Below are 16,501 nucleotides of genomic sequence, written 5' to 3'. Positions count from 1 at the left end.
ATACAAGGATAACAAGGGGAAAGTTATTCAATATAAATAACTTTATCTTTACCTTGCTTTTTCGCTTGATAGAGTGCGGTATCGGCCCGTTCAAATGCAATGTGAACATTATCGTCAGGCTGGATAAAGGTGACACCAATAGATAAGGTCATACTCACTTTATTATTTTTAAATTTAAAAGGAAGCTTGGCGACTTTTAGTTTCAGTGTATTTAATTTTTTAAGTAGTGTGTTTTTGTCTAAATCGGCAAACACAAAGACAAACTCTTCTCCGCCATAGCGGGCAATAAAGCAATCATCTAAATATTTTTTAAACGTGTTGGCAATGACTTGCAGGGTTTTGTCTCCCGCGGTATGGCCATAAGTGTCATTAATTCGTTTGAAGTTATCTAGATCTGCAACCACCAGTGCTAGCGGTGTATGATTATGTTGGCAACGCACAATTTCTTTGGCAAAGTGCTCATCAAACGCTGCTCTGTTATACAGTTTGGTTAATGCATCTTGTAAGCTTTTAACATGTTGTTCATGTATACGTTTTTCAAACTGTTTGCTTTGTTGCTCAAGCGTATTAACTTTTGTTTGCATATCAACAAGCTTACGCTCTAATTCACATTGTTGATCATGCTCTATTGTTGATTTTTCATTAATGGTTGCCGCAATTGCTTTTAGTTTACTATTGATATCAACTTTAATATCCACCAGTGAATTTGCTTGTTCTAAGTTAGTCGACATATCATCAATTTGGCTTTGTAATCTTATGTTTAGCTTTTGATGTTGTTCTTTGTTTTTTTCTTGAACATTGAGTGTGCTGGTTACAGCTGTCTGCACCGTAGTAAGCGTTTCACTCAAGGTGGATAAAAAGCGTTTTGCGGTGTTTTGCTCTTGTAATAAATCATTACTCAGTAAGTCAAATGCGGCTAAAAAGCTATTGAGTAGCTTGTCATTGGGCATGTTCTCTTTGAGTTCAAGTTTGATTTTTTTGAGTTTACTTTCATGCTTTTTTGACACATGAATTTTACTCAAAAACTCACTAAACCTTAGGATAACGTGTTGATTAGCAACAGGCGGCTGACTAGTTGGCGCATTGTTGTTTGATATACCATTACCATTTTGTGCAATGTTACCTTGCTTTAACGCCGCTTGGTAAAAACCAACTAGATCGCTTAATAATGGCACATATTGCGATAAGGCATCTTTGGATTGCTCATTTTCTTTTAGCAGGCTTCTTAGATTTCTTCGTAGCTCAGCAGGTAGACCATTTACTTTTTGTAATGCGGTGCCTGCAGAAGAGAATTGCTGGCGTAATTGGCTTATTTCATGATCGTTTTTCGATGAAAACTTTTGTAATTGCAATGAGATCTCTTTGGTAAGTTTCTCGACCTCATCAATTGAAGCAGACTTAACAAACAGTGTTCTAAGTTTTGCTAATTTATTATCAAGAGCAATATCAATTCCTTTACAGGTTTGACTTAATTTAATAATAAATTCAGTGAACAATGTATTTTGATGTTTCAATTGTTCATCAATGGTTGAGCGGGATTCAATTGCGCAATCCAACTTACGCTTTAATGCAATCAGTTCTCTATCAGCTGTAGCGTTATTAGCCATGAAAAATCAAAATCCTTGTCAGCCTTAGCTCATTTATTTTCGCTAGTTATGTTTAATAGTAGGCTATTAACAATAAAATAATAGTCATTAATAGCTAAATATTCATCATATACACCTGAAATAAAATTGTCAGTATAGAAAGTTAATATCTGATTAATAAATGTAAACTTTCGTAATGATTGCTTGAATTTTGAACTATTGCCTTAACGTTCTGGCATGAGGAGGCTTATTTGTGGTTGAACTTCGATAAGGGTTGATATCTAAACCTCCACGGCGAGTGTATCGAGCAAACACTGTTAATGATTCTGGTTGGCATTGCTGCTGGATATCGCAAAATATTCGTTCAACACATTGTTCATGGAACTCATTGTGTTGGCGAAATGAGATCAAATATTTTAATAATGAGCTCTTATCAATTGCTTGGCCTGAATAATTAATATAAATACTCGCCCAGTCAGGTTGGTTAGTGATCAGGCAGTTAGATTTTAATAAATGTGACGATAAGCTTTCAGTGACAACGGCCTTATTGTTAGAAAGCTGCAACAGTTCAGGTTGTAACTCATAAGAGCTAATTTCAATATCTATGTCATCTATGCACTCGGCTTCTGGGTGATTAATCATTAATGCTGGGCAATCAGTTACGGGAAATAGCGTGACTGTTGCTTGTGCTCCGCAGGTGCTTGACAGATCTTGGGTTAAGCGTTGAGTGACTTCTTCAGTACTAGAAAACTTGGTTTGATTAAAACTATTTAAGTAGAGTTTGAATGATTTAGACTCTACAATGTTTGGACTATCGGCTGGAAAAGTGAATTCTGCCACAACAACGATGGGTTTACCTTTAGCATTTAACCAAGACAATTCGTAGCCGTACCAGACATCAGCACCGTTAAACGGTAAGTTATCGTTTGATAAATTCAATTCACTTCGATTTAAACTTCTGGGCACAGCTTGTAACAAGCTATTATCATATGTTGAGGAATAACTCGTTGCTTTACCAAGTGTTAATGTATTTAATTCTGAAGCGTTGTTGTAGTGGCTCATGGCTAGCTGTTGTGATGCTCTATAGTCGTCAAATTAGTAATATTTTAAAGGATTTTTACCCGAGATGAAATCATCAAACAGTGACTTAGCCGAATCAATTGTTCGGTTGAGTCAATCATATGTTCAACAGTATCAAGCTGCATTAGGGCATTTGCCGCTGGTTGAAGTTGATGAACAATGGCCTTCTCCCTGCTTACAGGGCCAATTTGATCATCAATTCATGCAGTGGTTGCCGGTGCCGTTAACACAAAAACTTTCTTTTGAAAATGTAGAGAACGCCTTAGGGCTCAGCTTACATCCTTCTTATAAAGCATATTTTAACGTGATTTTAAGTGAAAGCTTACCGGTTACTTGTGAGCATGGTCATCTACAACTGTTATTCGCCTGGAGTGAAGATGATTTTGCAAGACTGCAACAAAATATTATTGGTCATGTGTTAATGAAACAGAAACTCAAACAAGATATTACGTTGTTTTTTGCGGTGACTGATGACGATAATATTATGTTATCTATCGATAATAATACTGGCGCTGTTTGGGCAGAAAAAGCTGGCTGTCAACCACATAAGAAAATTGCTAACTCTTTAATTGAATTTATTCAAATGGTGCAACCTGATATTTACCTCGAGGCGGAATAAGACTCATTAGCTGTTTTTATCAAGTAATTGCTGGATAAGTGCTTTAAGTTCATTGATTTCTGCTTTTAATGGTAAAATAGCTTGTTCAATCTGTTGTTGAACTTCCTGTTCTGATGGGGTTTTATCATGTCCTTGCTTCACCACTGTTTTAGCGTCTTTCTCTAAAGCGGTAAAGTCAGGCTGATGTTGCCATGATTTTAATACCCCAATGATTTGAGGCAAAGGTATACTTTGGGAAAGTTTAGTTTTGATCAAGGCTACCGTTGGTTTTTGCCCTTGATTAGCGAGTTGATTGGCTGCGATTAAAATTTCGTCTTTGATGGTCATATTGGTTAATTCACTTTTGCAATTAAGCTATATTTTAGCGAATAATACAAAACATGTCTTGTGTAAATTGCAGCTAATCTAAACTAAATGCATATAAAACAATTGATTAACGTTTTTGGATTAACTTTTGCTTATTCAGTTGCAGAACAATAATTTTCACAAATGGAAAGCATATGAAAAAATCTCTATTAACTCTTTTAGTTGTTGCACCTATGGCATTATCGTTAACTGGTTGTGTGGTCTCGGTAGGTGGTGATGATGATCATTTTGTCTCGAGTGATTATGATGACAGAGAATATCTTAATCGTAAGAAAATAGCGCGTATACCGCTTCAGTCTAGTTATACTGATGTAACGAGCCAACTAGGTGTCTCCGATTTTACCGAAAGCTATCTCAAAGATGGTCAGCGTATACAAGTATTATTTTATCGCACGCATCGCGTACACAAAGATGGTTTAACCACTCGAGATGAATGTACCTATTTATATTTTGTCGATGGTGCGTTACAAGATACGGGCCGTGGTGGTGATTTTTCTCGTAATATAGGTAGCTAACTATTTGAGCGTTTGATGAAAAAAAGCCGACAGATGTTTATTTCTGTCGGCTTTTTTGTGAAGTTGCCATTATAATTTCGGGATAGAAATTTTCTTTTCTTCTGACTGGCGATAAAGTATTAGCGTTTTACCAATTACTTGTACTTTTGTTGCTTCGGTTTCACGACATATCGCATCAACAATAAGTTGTTTGGTTTCTCTATCGTCGGTAGGAATTTTAATTTTGATTAATTCGTGATGATTTAAGGCAAAATCTATTTCTGCGACAACGGCTTCAGTTAAGCCATTGTTACCTAACAGTACAATAGGTTTGAGTGAGTGGGCCAGACCTTTAAGGTACTGAATTTGTTTTTTATTTAGACTCATAGATAAATTTCGTTACAAGTTAGCTTGAATTCATCTATTTTACCCTCATCTTGTTTGTAATACTAATAAAACCTGCGTATAAGACCAGCGTTTTGTGTTGTTTTGAGTCTTGAGTTATTGAATAAATGAGTAAAAAGAAGTTAAGCAATAGTAGTCATAAGTGGATGCAAGAGCACTTTGAAGATGAGTATGTTAAAAAGGCTCAAAAGTTAGGTCTACGTTCGCGTGCTGTTTTTAAAATTGAAGAAATTAACAATAAAGACAAGCTGATCAAGCCGGGTATGAAAGTGGTCGACTTAGGGGCCGCTCCTGGTGGGTGGTCTGAATATGCGGTGAAGGCGGTTGGTGATAAAGGCCAAGTTGTCGCCTGTGATATTTTATCGATGGATCCTATTGCTGGTGTCGATTTTTTACAAGGTGATTTTAGAGAAGAAGCGGTACTGGAGGCATTATTAACTCGTATCGACGGTAAAAATATAGATGTGGTAATGTCAGACATGGCGGCTAACTTTACCGGCAATGATAGTGCAGATTCTGCTCGTAGCATGTATTTAGTTGAATTAGCTCTGGATATGTGTCATCAGGTATTGAAGAAAAATGGTGCTTTTGTTGTTAAAGTGTTTCAAGGTGAAGGTTTTGAACAATTTATGAAAGAAGTTAGGTCTGTATTTAAAGTAGTGAAAACCCGTAAACCTAATTCTTCTCGTGCACGATCAAGAGAAGTATATCTAGTGGCTACTGGGTTCAAATTGTAGTAAATTAGGTAAGTAGTATTTTAAGTGCGTAAAATTAAACGGTAATGCTCGGTTTAATTAATATGCAAAATTTATCAAGAGGTCATTAAGTTGAGCGATATGGCAAAAAATCTTATTTTATGGTTAGTAATAGCCGTAGTATTAATGTCAGTATTTCAGAGTTTTACTCCGGGTGGTGGCAATGAGCAACAGTTGGATTACACGCGTTTTATTCAGGATGTGCGTCAAGGTCAAGTACGAGAAGTTAGTGTTGATCGTAATGGTGTCATCAGTGGTGTCAAACGCAGTGGCGAAAACTTTGTTGCAGTTATCCCTGGCGGTTATGATCGCGATTTAATTAATGACCTTGTTAAGCAAGGTGTCAATGCTTCGGGGGAGTTGCCTGAAGAAACTAGCTTCTTAACCACTATTTTTATCTCTTGGTTCCCAATGATTTTACTTATTGGCGTATGGATCTTCTTTATGCGTCAAATGCAAGGTGGCGGCGGAAAAGGTGCCATGTCTTTTGGTAAGTCTAAAGCGCGCTTGTTAAGTGAAGACCAAGTTAAAACCACGTTTGCTGATGTAGCAGGTTGCGATGAAGCAAAAGAAGAAGTGTCTGAGTTAGTTGATTACCTTAAAGATCCATCAAGGTTTCAAAAACTGGGCGGTCGTATTCCTTCTGGTGTACTAATGGTGGGTCAACCTGGTACAGGTAAAACGCTCTTAGCGAAAGCGATCGCTGGTGAAGCGAAAGTGCCATTTTTCACTATCTCTGGTTCTGATTTCGTTGAAATGTTTGTTGGTGTTGGTGCGTCACGTGTACGTGATATGTTTGAACAAGCAAAAAAATCAGCGCCTTGTATTATTTTCATAGATGAGATAGATGCTGTTGGCCGTCAACGTGGTGCTGGTTTAGGTGGTGGTCATGACGAGCGAGAACAAACACTCAACCAAATGTTAGTTGAAATGGATGGTTTTGAAGGTAATGAAGGAGTGATTGTCATTGCTGCAACAAACCGCCCAGACGTATTAGATCCCGCATTACTTCGTCCTGGACGTTTTGACCGTCAAGTGACGGTAGGACTACCCGATATTCGTGGTCGTGAGCAGATTTTAAAAGTGCATATGCGCAAAGTGCCATTAGGTGATGATGTTAAAGCATCGGTGATTGCTCGTGGTACGCCTGGTTTTTCGGGTGCTGATTTAGCTAACTTAGTTAATGAGGCTGCATTATTTGCGGCACGTTCTTCACGTCGACTAGTCTCAATGGAAGAATTTGAAAAAGCAAAAGATAAGATCTTGATGGGTGCTGAACGTAAATCCATGGTGATGAGCGATGAAGAAAAAGAAATGACTGCCTATCATGAAGCAGGTCACGCCATTGTTGGTCGCTTAGTGCCAGAGCATGATCCTGTTTATAAAGTGTCTATTATTCCGCGTGGACGTGCGTTAGGTGTGACTATGTACTTGCCGGAGCAAGATAGGTTCAGCCACTCTAAGCAGCATTTAGAAAGTAATATCTCTTCGTTATACGGTGGTCGTATTGCCGAAGAAATTATTTATGGACCTGATAAAGTATCGACAGGCGCTTCAAATGATATTGAACGTGCGACTAACTTAGCGCGTAAGATGGTAACGCAATGGGGCTTATCTGAAAAAATGGGTCCGATGTTGTTTGCTGAAGAAGAAGGCGAAGTGTTTTTAGGTCGTACTTCTGCTAAATCATTGCATATGTCTGATGAAACCGCGCAAGCGATTGATGAAGAAATTAAAGAATTTATCAACCGTAACTATCAACGTGCAGAGAAGATCCTTAAAGATAATATGGATATTTTGCATGCGATGAAAGACGCCTTGATGCATTATGAAACCATTGACGCGTTACAAATTGATGATTTAATGGCGCGTCGTGAAGTTCGTCCACCAGCAGATTTTCATGGTGATAACTCAGACTCTAATGAGCCACCTAAAGCAGGGGCAACAAAAGACGATAAAGAGGTTGAGCCTGATTTGAATAAGCCGAACGATATGCCGGCTAAGTAACTACCTAATAAAGCCTCGAAATTCGGGGCTTTATTTTATCTCTTCCTGTTTGATAGAAAAATAATAATAATCGTATTGTGAATATTTTAACTAGCCCAAGCCAAGTGTCTTTAAATCCTACTGATATTCAAATCATGGGAATATTAAATGTCACTCCCGACTCTTTTTCTGACGGTGGGAAGTTTTTCCACTTAGGTGATGCTTTATTCCAAGTAGAGCAAATGATCATTGATGGTGCCAGTATTGTCGATATTGGCGGCGAATCAACTCGGCCTGGAGCAGCAGACGTTGTTCTAAAGGATGAACTTGAACGCACAATGCCTATTATTGAAGCGATCAAGCAACGTTTTGATGTTGCCGTATCAATTGATACCAGTAAAGCTGGTGTCATGAAAGAGGCTATTGCCCATGGGGTTGATTTAATTAATGATGTCAGAGCGTTACAAAACGAAGGGTGTTTAGATGTTGTGGCGCAATCAAATTTGCCAGTGTGTTTAATGCATATGCAGGGCTTGCCTCGTACAATGCAAACAAACCCGCAATACGATGATGTGATTAATGATGTGCTGCAATTTTTTACTGAACGTATCGAAACGTGCCAGCGGGCAGGTATAGCAAAAGAGCGGTTAATTCTTGATCCTGGTTTTGGTTTTGGTAAAACATTAGCACAGAACTATCAGCTGCTCGCACGTTTGAATGATTTTCAAGCCTTAGGGCTACCCATTTTATCGGGCACATCACGAAAATCTATGATAGGTAATTTATTAAACAGAGAAGTGGCAGAGCGATTAACCGGAAGCATTACCACAGCTATTTTAGCTGTGCAGCATGGCGCTTCAATTATTCGAGTGCATGACGTTAAAGAAACTATGGATGCGTTAAAAGTATTAAGTTTCACTGAAGCATGCCGCTCAGATGATAATAAAATAAGTAAAAAAGGATAAATTCAACATGGCTGAACGAAAGTATTTTGGTACCGATGGGGTTCGAGGATTAGTAGGACAATACCCGATAACGCCAGAATTTGTGATGAGATTAGGTTTTGCCGCGGGTAAGGTGTTGGCTGCTCAAGGCACTAAAAAAGTCTTAATAGGCAAAGATACTCGAATTTCCGGTTATATGCTTGAATCTGCACTTGAAGCTGGCTTTTCTGCTGCGGGTGTTGATATTGGTTTATTAGGGCCTATGCCTACGCCAGGTATTGCTTATTTAACTAAGACCTTTAGAGCGGAAGCGGGCATTGTGATCAGTGCATCGCATAATCCTTATTTTGATAATGGCATCAAGTTTTTCTCTCAAGATGGTCAAAAATTACCAGATGAAGTGGAATTAGCTATTGAGGCTGAGCTCGATAAAAATATGGGCTGTGTTGAATCCGCACAGTTGGGGAAAGCCAATCGTATTGATGATGCTGCTGGTCGTTATATTGAATTTTGTAAAAGTAATTTTCCCAGCCAGTATTCATTAACTGGTATTAAAATAGTGGTCGATTGTGCTCATGGCGCAACCTATCATATTGCGCCGAATGTGTTTAGAGAGTTAGGTGCTGAAGTTATCGAAATAGGTACATCCCCTAATGGTACTAATATTAATGATGGCTGTGGCGCAACTTCAATGCAAGCGATCAGTGAAGCGGTGGTTGAGCATCAAGCGGATCTTGGTATTGCATTAGACGGTGATGGTGATCGTTTAATGATGGTCGATCATACTGGCTATGTGGTTGATGGTGATGAATGTGTGTATGTCATCGCACAAAATGATTTAAAATCAGGCACGATACGAGGCGGTGTTGTTGGCACCTTAATGAGTAATATGGGCTTAGAATTGGCATTAGCCGATATGGGTATACCATTTGCTCGCAGCAAAGTTGGCGATCGCTATGTCATGGAAATGTTAAAGCAAAATGGTTGGCAATTAGGTGCTGAAAACTCAGGTCACGTGATCAACCTTAATCATACTTCTACCGGTGACGGTATCATTGCGGCCTTAAATGTATTAACGGCAATTTGTGCCAACAAAAAAACTTTATATGAATTGCGTCAAGGCATGACTAAGTTACCGCAAGTATTAGTAAACGTGCGTTTTTCAGGTGACAATGATCCATTATCAGCAGACAATGTTATGTCATCAGTCCACGCGGTTAATGAAAAACTTACTGGGCGAGGTCGTGTGCTGTTAAGAAAGTCTGGGACTGAACCGTTAATTCGTGTGATGGTAGAAGGTCCGGATGAACAAGAAGTGACAAATCTTGCGCATGAAATTGCTGATGCGGTTAAAAAAGCATGCGAATAGGCTGAATATTGAGCAAATGATTCATAACTTTGGCGAAACACTTGTATCTTTAGCACAGGTTAGTTAATATCTCGCCGCTTTGATTTAGGAAAGATAAATGAAAAGACAATCTATAATTGCAGCAAATTGGAAGATGAACGGCAGTTTGTCTCTAATAAGCGAAATGGTGAGTGGATTGAATCAAGTACAACTCGCTGATAATGTTAACGTTGTTGTTTGTCCTAGCTTTCCTTTTTTAACTGCATTTACCTATGCAGCGCAAGATGAAAACTTACAAAGTAGGATTCAACTTGGCGCCCAAAATGTAAGTGAACATCAAAGTGGTGCATATACAGGTGAAGTTTCAACACAAATGTTGAAAGAAAGTGGCGTAAATTATGTTATTATTGGCCATTCTGAACGTCGTAGCTATTACAATGAAACATCAACACTTGTTGCACAGAAAGTAGCTGTTGCGCTTGAAGCAGACTTGACGCCAATTATTTGTATTGGTGAGAGCGAGTCTGAGCGAGAAAGTGGTCAAACCAATCAGGTGTTGTCTGCTCAGTTACAGCCAGTGATAGATGAAATTGGCATAGAAAAATTTTTAGATGTTGTTATTGCTTATGAACCCGTGTGGGCGATTGGTACAGGTAAAACAGCATCTCCGGAAATGGCGCAAGAAACACATCAGTTTATTCGTGAATTTTTAGCGATGAAGCAAACCGATGTGGCGAATAAAGTGCCATTATTATATGGCGGTAGTATGAATGCCGCTAATTGTGAACAATTGCTTGCACAAGCGGATATTGACGGTGGGTTAATTGGCGGTGCGAGTTTAAAGGTCGACGAATTTAAAGTGATTTGTTCGACAGCTAAAGGGTATCAATAATGTTGTATCAAGTATTAATTGTCGTATATTTAATTGTTGCGTTGTGTTTGATCGGTTTAGTGCTGATCCAACAAGGCAAGGGCGCTGATATGGGCGCTTCATTTGGCGCAGGTTCGTCAGCAACAATTTTTGGTTCTAGTGGTTCGGGTAACTTTTTAACCAAGGCAACAACTTGGTTAGCAATTGCATTTTTTGTGATTAGCTTAGTGTTAGGTAACCTGACAGCTAATCGCGTGAAATCTGGCAATGAATTTGATGATTTATCTGTTCCTGTTGAGCAAAGCATTCCTGCTGAAGTGCCTGCAGCAACAAGCGCAGAACCAGCTTCAGAAAATACTGATGTACCAGCATCAACGGAAACTAAGCCAAAATCAGAGGGTGATGTACCTAACTAATTTGGCGAGATAAAAATTTGCGGAAGTGGTGGAATTGGTAGACACGCCATCTTGAGGGGGTGGTGGCTTCGGCCGTGCGGGTTCAAGTCCCGCTTTCCGCACCAACTATAAAAAAGGGCTGTAGAGATACAGCCCTTTTTTCTGTTATTTTAGGAAGGTAAGTGTATTAATTACTTCACTTTCGCCAACATTGCTTTTCTCACGGCATTATTTTCTTTGCTCCATACCTTTTCAAAGTCATAAAACCGTTCAAAAATAGCGGCAGAGTCAGGCAGTTGTACCCAAGGCTGTTTAGTTGAAGTATATATATGAACATCTGGTGGAAGTTGGTCGGGCTCATCTAAGGTGCCGACACGGATAAACCGAATGCCTTGTTTGATGCCACCCATAAAGTAGTTACTCCATAGCGCAATATGACATTTTGGACACCTAGCAATGTTTTGTCCTCTCCCGCTAGGTGAGTCTGTCATGATCTCTTCAACCGACCCTTCTAGTAAGCTTACTTTATTTGCGTCAAATAAAGCATTTAACGCAAAGGCGGTACCCGTTTGTCGCTGGCAGTAGCGACAATGGCAGCAATGGGTGATCAAAGGCTCTTGAGCGATTTGATAACGTATATAACCACAGGAACATCCCCCTTGGCGTTGAACATTAGATTCAGTCATATTTTTTCCACTTTGTTAGTTATTTCTTATAGCGATATTATCGGCTAATCGTACTCGCATAATTTCAGCACACTAAAATGGCGTACACTAGGTTTTTAATGTTTTTACTTCACTGCAGACATCATCTTATAATGAAGCTCTATTTATTCTCATTGCTCAAATGATATGGCTAAAGTTTCTGTTGATACCGTTAAATCCTTGATTAATTTTTTGACTAAACAAGGGATGGATCGTGTCACGTTATTAGCGCAGGTTCATTTATCTGAGTCACAATTAAATTTAGCCAATAAGTTAATTAATACCAGTGAATATGAGCGTTTATATCATTATGCGGAAAAATCATTGCACAAACGTGCCATTGGGTTTGAGTTTGGCCAAGCGATAGAACCAGATCGCTGGGGCATATTAGGTTATATTGCTTATACATCACCGACGTTAAAAGCTGCCTTGTTAAATCAGCGAAAGTTTCAGGGCTTAGTGGGAAATTTAGGCACGCCTTTGCAGGAATTCAAACAAGACGTCATGGTCTTAAAATGGTTGCCTGCCTATCGCTGCAGTCATCATACTGTGGAAGAAATTATCACTGGCTGGGCAACCATGGCTCAGCAGTTATGTAATCAGAGCTTTCGTCCGCGTTGTATTTATTTTAGTCATAGCTGTCAAACAGAGCTAAGTGCTTATCAAAGATATTTTAATTGTGATGTGGTGTTTGACAGTGATTTTGATGGGATTGAAGTAGAGCTGTCTGTGCTAGATATTCCTTTAACTAAATACAACCCTGAAGTGAATGATTTATTGTGTGCACATGCTGCGAAAACAGTAAATAGCTTAATTGAATCATCACCCGTTGAAATTATTACCGAATTTATTCGGAATCAACTTCCATTAGGGGTGCCTGAAATTGAAGATGCTGCGCAATCGTTGCAAATGAGTGTGAGAACTTTGCAAAGAAAATTAAGCGATCATCAGTTAACGTTTAGTAGTCTGGTTGATACGATTCGAAAAGAGCTTGCCATTAGTTACTTAACTAACACTAACACTAAAATTATTTACATTTCACAAATGCTGGGCTTTTCAGAGCAAAGTTCGTTTCAACGAGCGTTTAAACGTTGGCTTGGTCAAACACCTAAACAATATCGAGAGCAGCACTAATAACATTTGTTATTAACTTCATGTGCCAATTTATTTGGCATCTAGTGTCATTACTTTTGCTATTAGCTACTCTAAATTAGTAGTAGTTAAATAATTGATGGCGAGTTTATGGAAGTTGGGCAAGTTTATTATGATGCAAACAGTCAATGGTTGCTAAGTCTCGTACTAGCAAGCATGATTTTAGGGGTTGCGCTCGATATTCAATGGCGTGATTTTAAAGCTGTTTTAAAAATGCCTAAAGCTATTGTTGCTGGGTTATTAGCTCAGTTTATTGCCTTGCCAGCAACCACTGCCATGATCACTTTAGTGCTAGATCTACCTGCGGGGATTGAATTAGGCATGATTTTAGTAGCCTCATGTCCCGGAGGTGCAATATCAAATTTTGTTACCCATTTGTCCAAAGGTAATACGGCATTATCAATCTCTATGACTGCTGCTGCTAGTGCGCTTGCTACCTTTATGTTGCCAGTTAATTTTGTTTTTTGGTCATCGATTAATCCTAATACCTCAGCCTTAATGACGGCAATTGATGTCAGCGCTACCGCGTTATTTATTAATTTAGTGCTGATATTAGCCTTGCCGTTATTGTTAGGGCTGACGATGAAACAGTTAGCACCTAAGTTTGCTAAACCATTACATAAGCTTTTGAAAGTCACTAGTCTCTTAGCATTATTTGCATTTGTTTTTGTCGCTATTTATCGAAATCAAGACGCTTTTATGAGTCACTTTGGCTTAATTTTTACCTTAGTGCTGATCCATAACGCGATTGCTTTTTTGCTTGGTTTTTCTGCCGGTAAGTACGCCAAGCTTAAGGTGCGTGATATTAAAGCCACGACGATAGAAGTTGGTATGCAAAATTCGTCTTTAGCAATTGCTATTGTTTTTACACAATTTAATGCGGAGCCTGGCATGGCGCTTATTTGTGCATTTTGGGGTACTTGGCATATTGCTTCAGGCCTTGTTGTTGCCTTGTTATTTAATGGGTGGAAAGAGCCTACCAACCCTACTATTTGTAAGAGTTATTCATGAGAGTATTAGTTACAGGAGCAGCAGGAAGCCTAGGTTGCAAGTTAATTGAAAAGTTAGCGTTAGACCCAAAGATTAAACTTTTCGCCACGGATATCAAAGACTCGCCGTTTCACTTGTTAGAGGCTAGTCAGCAAGTCACTTATCAAATGATGGATATTAGCACGCCCGACTTTATTCAATGGGTTGAGCAAATTAAACCAAACAAAGTCATCCATTTAGCCTCAATCTTACAAATTTCGGCGCAACTGCCTCGGGAAAAGGCGTATCAAATTGATGTCGTCGCAACTGAAAAGTTGCTTGAAGCCAGTGTTGGTATTGGTGTCGAGAAATTTATTGTTACCACCAGTGGCGCTGCTTATGGCTATTATCCTGAAAATATTCATGAAATTTCAGAGACTCGCCCCACTATGGGCAATAATGATTATTTTTATTCCGCACATAAAGCGAAGGTTGAAGCGATTATGGCGAAATATCGTCAACAGCATCCCGAGCTTAAGCAAATTGTTTTTCGTCCCGGTACCATATTAGGTCCTGATTTTTCTGGTCCTATCGTTGATTTTTTTAACCAAAAAATGCTCACCGGTGTTTTGGGTTATCCAGGCCCTTTTAATTTTATTTGGTCAGAAGATGTGGTTGATTATCTAATCGAAGGGCTTAATTCTGATCTGATCGGTGAATTCAATATTGCGGGTGATGGCACGCTGAGTGTCAAAGAAATTGCCAATATTTTAGATAAAACATATTTACCGTTACCCGCATTCTTAATACAAGCGGTGCTGGCTGTTGCCAAACCTTTGGGTTTAACCCAATACGGCCCTGAACAAGTCAAGTTTATTAAATACCGTCCCGTGTTAGCGAATAATAAAATTAAATCAACGTTTAAACATCAGCCCAGATACACTTCGTTGCAAGCGTTGGCGGCGTTTATTGCACATCAACAGGAAGCTGAACATGAGTAAGTTCTTACCACTAATGCTGGTATTTTTATGCGGTATTAATACGCTATCAGCTAAAACCATTACCGTTACCAATGCCGCGGGTAAGCCATTAGCGAATGTGATGGTGATGCAAACTCCTGTGCAGGGGCATACCTTAGACAGATCTGATCAAGGTTATCCGCCAGAGCACATTGTCAATATTTCTGATGCCAGCTTTACCTTATTTACCGATGAGCAAGGGCAGGTAACCTTTGAGCAATATCATGAACAAGCCGTACGTGTCAGGTTACGTAAACCAGAGTATCGGGATGTAACTTTTGTTCTAGCGCAAGGTGAGAATAAAACTATCGCGATGCATTTGTTTAACGATGTATTAGCTCGTGCAGAGTCAAGACCCGCAAATACTTGGTTGGCGGCGCTAAACTTAAATAATGATGAGAAACTCAAGCAAAGTTATATTATGCAATGTGGTTTTTGTCACCAACAAGGCTCGCACTTTTTCCGTCGTCCACGGCCAACAGAGCAGTGGGAAAAAGTGATTTATCGTATGATTGGTTATGGTTCAAGATTACATGACGAGGCACAAGAGCAGTTGCCTCAATTGTTATCTGATGAATATGGACGTTTGTATAACAATCCTGAGTTGATCCCTAAAGGCACTCCGTGGAAAAAGCATTTACAGCATACAGCAATGACCGAATGGCCCCTCGGTGATGCGTTTTCCCAGATGCATGACTTACTTTATCACTCTAATGGCTTAGTGTATGTCGGCGATAACTTACAAGATCGTTTGTATGAAATTAATCCTAATACGGGTGAATTTGTTGTTTATAAATTAAAACGAGAACAATCCGATAAACATGGTGGCTTGATGGGGAAGCGGTTAAGTGATTTTCCTAAGCATGAAGCTTTTGCAGGCGTTCACTCTTTTGCTGAATCACCGATAGATGGCCATATTTTTATTACTACCTCTTATCAACAACGATTAGTGGAGTTTGATCCGGTCACTAAAACGTTCACTAATCACCCTATGGATGAAGGTTATTATCCACATACTTTACGGGTGGATAAGCAAGATCGTGTCTGGTTTACCATGGCATTATCTAATCAAGTCGCGATGTTCGATCGTAAAGCGCAACGCTTTACTATGTTCGATTTACCCAATCGAAGTACCCGAGAAAAGCTGACGGTGTCAGGGATGGGCATTATTTTAAAATTAATGGATTGGGGCTTACCACTGGCTAACTGGTTTTCAATTGACGAAAAATCAACCGGCGTACCATTACCTTATGGAATTGATCTCACGCCTAATGGCGATGTTTGGTTTGCCCGTTTACATGCCGACTCTATTGGGAAAATTGATCATAAAACCTTAAAAGTTACTATGTATGACACGCCATTTATTGGGCCTAGACGCTTAAGAAGCGATTCAAAAGGCAATTTGTGGATTGCCGCATTTCCTGAATCGATGATCGTTAAGTTTGATCCTAATACTGAAACTTTTACTCAATATCCATTGCCGGTTTATCCTGCGGGTAGTGAGACGCCATATTCACTTAATGTTGACAAAAAACGCGATATTGTTTGGGTAAACGGTAATACCTCTGATGCTCTGTATAGTTATGAAATTGATAAACAAAAGTGGACACATTATCCCTTACCTAAACGGGTATCCTTTACTCGTGATGTTGAAATTGCACCTTCTGGAGAGGTTTTTACCACTAATTCAAGTTTTCCCAGTTGGCATATTGAAGACGCCCAGCCGACACTGATCCGCATTCGACCTAATGTTGATTCAGACAAAGATCGCAATGATCGCTTAACTCACAATAAACACGCTAATTAAT

Annotated in this window: 17 protein-coding genes and 1 tRNA gene; 13 read left to right on the top strand and 5 right to left on the bottom strand. The window is 39.2% G+C overall.

What is annotated here, in order from left to right; translation table 11 throughout:
• Nucleotides 1–23: 23 nt before the first annotated feature.
• On the bottom strand, nucleotides 24–1,607 hold the full coding sequence (locus tag IV514_RS06680; RefSeq protein ID WP_206484190.1) for a GGDEF domain-containing protein: 1,584 nt from the start codon (nucleotides 1,605–1,607) through the stop codon (nucleotides 24–26).
• A gap of 195 nt (nucleotides 1,608–1,802) precedes the next feature.
• Nucleotides 1,803–2,648: an NADPH-dependent 7-cyano-7-deazaguanine reductase QueF gene (queF, locus tag IV514_RS06675; protein WP_206484189.1), complete on the bottom strand. Its 846-nt coding sequence runs from the start codon at nucleotides 2,646–2,648 to the stop codon at nucleotides 1,803–1,805.
• Between the two features lie 64 nt (nucleotides 2,649–2,712).
• Here queF and syd point away from each other — a divergent pair, with 64 nt between their 5' ends.
• Entirely contained in the window at nucleotides 2,713–3,285 is a 573-nt protein-coding gene (gene syd, locus IV514_RS06670) for a SecY-interacting protein (protein ID WP_206484188.1), read from the top strand.
• A gap of 6 nt (nucleotides 3,286–3,291) precedes the next feature.
• Here the strand turns inward: syd and IV514_RS06665 are convergent, their stop codons facing one another.
• Nucleotides 3,292–3,612 carry a hypothetical protein gene (locus tag IV514_RS06665; RefSeq protein WP_206484187.1) on the bottom strand — a complete coding sequence of 107 codons (321 nt, stop codon included), beginning with the start codon at nucleotides 3,610–3,612 and terminating at the stop codon, nucleotides 3,292–3,294.
• A 173-nt stretch (nucleotides 3,613–3,785) separates the two neighbouring features.
• Here IV514_RS06665 and IV514_RS06660 point away from each other — a divergent pair, with 173 nt between their 5' ends.
• Nucleotides 3,786–4,166: a DUF3192 domain-containing protein gene (locus IV514_RS06660; RefSeq protein WP_206484186.1), complete on the top strand. Its 381-nt coding sequence runs from the start codon at nucleotides 3,786–3,788 to the stop codon at nucleotides 4,164–4,166.
• Nucleotides 4,167–4,235: 69 nt separating this feature from the next.
• Here the strand turns inward: IV514_RS06660 and yhbY are convergent, their stop codons facing one another.
• Nucleotides 4,236–4,532: a ribosome assembly RNA-binding protein YhbY gene (gene yhbY, locus IV514_RS06655; RefSeq protein WP_206484185.1), complete on the bottom strand. Its 297-nt coding sequence runs from the start codon at nucleotides 4,530–4,532 to the stop codon at nucleotides 4,236–4,238.
• Nucleotides 4,533–4,657: 125 nt separating this feature from the next.
• Here yhbY and rlmE point away from each other — a divergent pair, with 125 nt between their 5' ends.
• From rlmE to IV514_RS06620, 7 genes are all read left to right on the top strand, one after another.
• On the top strand, nucleotides 4,658–5,287 hold the full coding sequence (gene rlmE / locus IV514_RS06650; RefSeq protein ID WP_206484184.1) for a 23S rRNA (uridine(2552)-2'-O)-methyltransferase RlmE: 630 nt from the start codon (nucleotides 4,658–4,660) through the stop codon (nucleotides 5,285–5,287).
• 99 nt (nucleotides 5,288–5,386) lie between these two features.
• Complete coding sequence (ftsH, locus tag IV514_RS06645) at nucleotides 5,387–7,312, top strand: ATP-dependent zinc metalloprotease FtsH (RefSeq protein WP_241242235.1); 1,926 nt, start codon at nucleotides 5,387–5,389, stop codon at nucleotides 7,310–7,312.
• Between the two features lie 134 nt (nucleotides 7,313–7,446).
• Nucleotides 7,447–8,256, top strand: a complete 810-nt coding sequence (gene folP / locus IV514_RS06640; protein ID WP_206485266.1) for a dihydropteroate synthase — start codon at nucleotides 7,447–7,449, stop codon at nucleotides 8,254–8,256.
• A gap of 7 nt (nucleotides 8,257–8,263) precedes the next feature.
• Nucleotides 8,264–9,604 carry a phosphoglucosamine mutase gene (gene glmM, locus IV514_RS06635; protein WP_206484182.1) on the top strand — a complete coding sequence of 447 codons (1,341 nt, stop codon included), beginning with the start codon at nucleotides 8,264–8,266 and terminating at the stop codon, nucleotides 9,602–9,604.
• 97 nt (nucleotides 9,605–9,701) lie between these two features.
• Entirely contained in the window at nucleotides 9,702–10,475 is a 774-nt protein-coding gene (gene tpiA, locus IV514_RS06630; protein ID WP_206484181.1) for a triose-phosphate isomerase, read from the top strand.
• Nucleotides 10,475–10,870: a preprotein translocase subunit SecG gene (gene secG, locus IV514_RS06625; protein WP_206484180.1), complete on the top strand. Its 396-nt coding sequence runs from the start codon at nucleotides 10,475–10,477 to the stop codon at nucleotides 10,868–10,870. Before tpiA ends, secG begins: the two co-directional genes overlap by 1 nt.
• A 19-nt stretch (nucleotides 10,871–10,889) precedes the next feature.
• Nucleotides 10,890–10,974: transfer RNA gene (locus IV514_RS06620), tRNA-Leu, on the top strand.
• Nucleotides 10,975–11,040: 66 nt separating this feature from the next.
• On the opposite strand, the gene IV514_RS06615 is transcribed toward IV514_RS06620, so the two are convergent.
• Entirely contained in the window at nucleotides 11,041–11,535 is a 495-nt protein-coding gene (locus IV514_RS06615; RefSeq protein WP_206484179.1) for a GFA family protein, read from the bottom strand.
• Nucleotides 11,536–11,700: 165 nt separating this feature from the next.
• Here IV514_RS06615 and IV514_RS06610 point away from each other — a divergent pair, with 165 nt between their 5' ends.
• The 4 genes from IV514_RS06610 (at nucleotide 11,701) to IV514_RS06595 (ending at nucleotide 16,500) form a co-directional block, all read left to right on the top strand.
• Entirely contained in the window at nucleotides 11,701–12,687 is a 987-nt protein-coding gene (locus tag IV514_RS06610; RefSeq protein ID WP_206484178.1) for an AraC family transcriptional regulator, read from the top strand.
• A 108-nt stretch (nucleotides 12,688–12,795) separates the two neighbouring features.
• Nucleotides 12,796–13,716 carry a bile acid:sodium symporter gene (locus IV514_RS06605; RefSeq protein ID WP_206484177.1) on the top strand — a complete coding sequence of 307 codons (921 nt, stop codon included), beginning with the start codon at nucleotides 12,796–12,798 and terminating at the stop codon, nucleotides 13,714–13,716.
• Nucleotides 13,713–14,675, top strand: coding sequence for an NAD-dependent epimerase/dehydratase family protein (locus IV514_RS06600; RefSeq protein WP_206484176.1), 963 nt, complete (start codon nucleotides 13,713–13,715; stop codon nucleotides 14,673–14,675). The genes IV514_RS06605 and IV514_RS06600 overlap by 4 nt, the downstream gene beginning before the upstream one ends.
• Entirely contained in the window at nucleotides 14,668–16,500 is a 1,833-nt protein-coding gene (locus IV514_RS06595) for a hypothetical protein (protein WP_206484175.1), read from the top strand. The genes IV514_RS06600 and IV514_RS06595 overlap by 8 nt, the downstream gene beginning before the upstream one ends.
• Nucleotide 16,501: the final 1 nt, after the last annotated feature.

Source organism: Thalassotalea sp. G2M2-11 (genome assembly GCF_017168195.1).
In the GTDB taxonomy this organism is placed as follows: Bacteria; Pseudomonadota; Gammaproteobacteria; order Enterobacterales; family Alteromonadaceae; genus Thalassotalea_E.
The sequence above is the reverse complement of the archived record's forward strand: the minus strand, read 5'-3'. Positions and strand labels throughout refer to the sequence as shown.

What these genes read in the sequence shown, in the direction of transcription:
- IV514_RS06605 (WP_206484177.1), top strand. Translation starts at nt 12,796, where the DNA reads ATGGAAGTTGGGCAAGTTTATTATGATGCAAACAGTCAATGGTTGCTA.
- IV514_RS06595 (WP_206484175.1), top strand. Translation starts at nt 14,668, where the DNA reads ATGAGTAAGTTCTTACCACTAATGCTGGTATTTTTATGCGGTATTAAT.
- IV514_RS06680 (WP_206484190.1), bottom strand. Translation starts at nt 1,607, where the DNA reads ATGGCTAATAACGCTACAGCTGATAGAGAACTGATTGCATTAAAGCGT.
- ftsH (WP_241242235.1), top strand. Translation starts at nt 5,387, where the DNA reads ATGGCAAAAAATCTTATTTTATGGTTAGTAATAGCCGTAGTATTAATG.
- secG (WP_206484180.1), top strand. Translation starts at nt 10,475, where the DNA reads ATGTTGTATCAAGTATTAATTGTCGTATATTTAATTGTTGCGTTGTGT.
- glmM (WP_206484182.1), top strand. Translation starts at nt 8,264, where the DNA reads ATGGCTGAACGAAAGTATTTTGGTACCGATGGGGTTCGAGGATTAGTA.
- folP (WP_206485266.1), top strand. Translation starts at nt 7,447, where the DNA reads ATGGGAATATTAAATGTCACTCCCGACTCTTTTTCTGACGGTGGGAAG.
- queF (WP_206484189.1), bottom strand. Translation starts at nt 2,648, where the DNA reads ATGAGCCACTACAACAACGCTTCAGAATTAAATACATTAACACTTGGT.
- tpiA (WP_206484181.1), top strand. Translation starts at nt 9,702, where the DNA reads ATGAAAAGACAATCTATAATTGCAGCAAATTGGAAGATGAACGGCAGT.
- IV514_RS06615 (WP_206484179.1), bottom strand. Translation starts at nt 11,535, where the DNA reads ATGACTGAATCTAATGTTCAACGCCAAGGGGGATGTTCCTGTGGTTAT.
- rlmE (WP_206484184.1), top strand. Translation starts at nt 4,658, where the DNA reads ATGAGTAAAAAGAAGTTAAGCAATAGTAGTCATAAGTGGATGCAAGAG.
- yhbY (WP_206484185.1), bottom strand. Translation starts at nt 4,532, where the DNA reads ATGAGTCTAAATAAAAAACAAATTCAGTACCTTAAAGGTCTGGCCCAC.
- IV514_RS06665 (WP_206484187.1), bottom strand. Translation starts at nt 3,612, where the DNA reads ATGACCATCAAAGACGAAATTTTAATCGCAGCCAATCAACTCGCTAAT.
- IV514_RS06660 (WP_206484186.1), top strand. Translation starts at nt 3,786, where the DNA reads ATGAAAAAATCTCTATTAACTCTTTTAGTTGTTGCACCTATGGCATTA.
- IV514_RS06600 (WP_206484176.1), top strand. Translation starts at nt 13,713, where the DNA reads ATGAGAGTATTAGTTACAGGAGCAGCAGGAAGCCTAGGTTGCAAGTTA.
- IV514_RS06610 (WP_206484178.1), top strand. Translation starts at nt 11,701, where the DNA reads ATGGCTAAAGTTTCTGTTGATACCGTTAAATCCTTGATTAATTTTTTG.
- syd (WP_206484188.1), top strand. Translation starts at nt 2,713, where the DNA reads ATGAAATCATCAAACAGTGACTTAGCCGAATCAATTGTTCGGTTGAGT.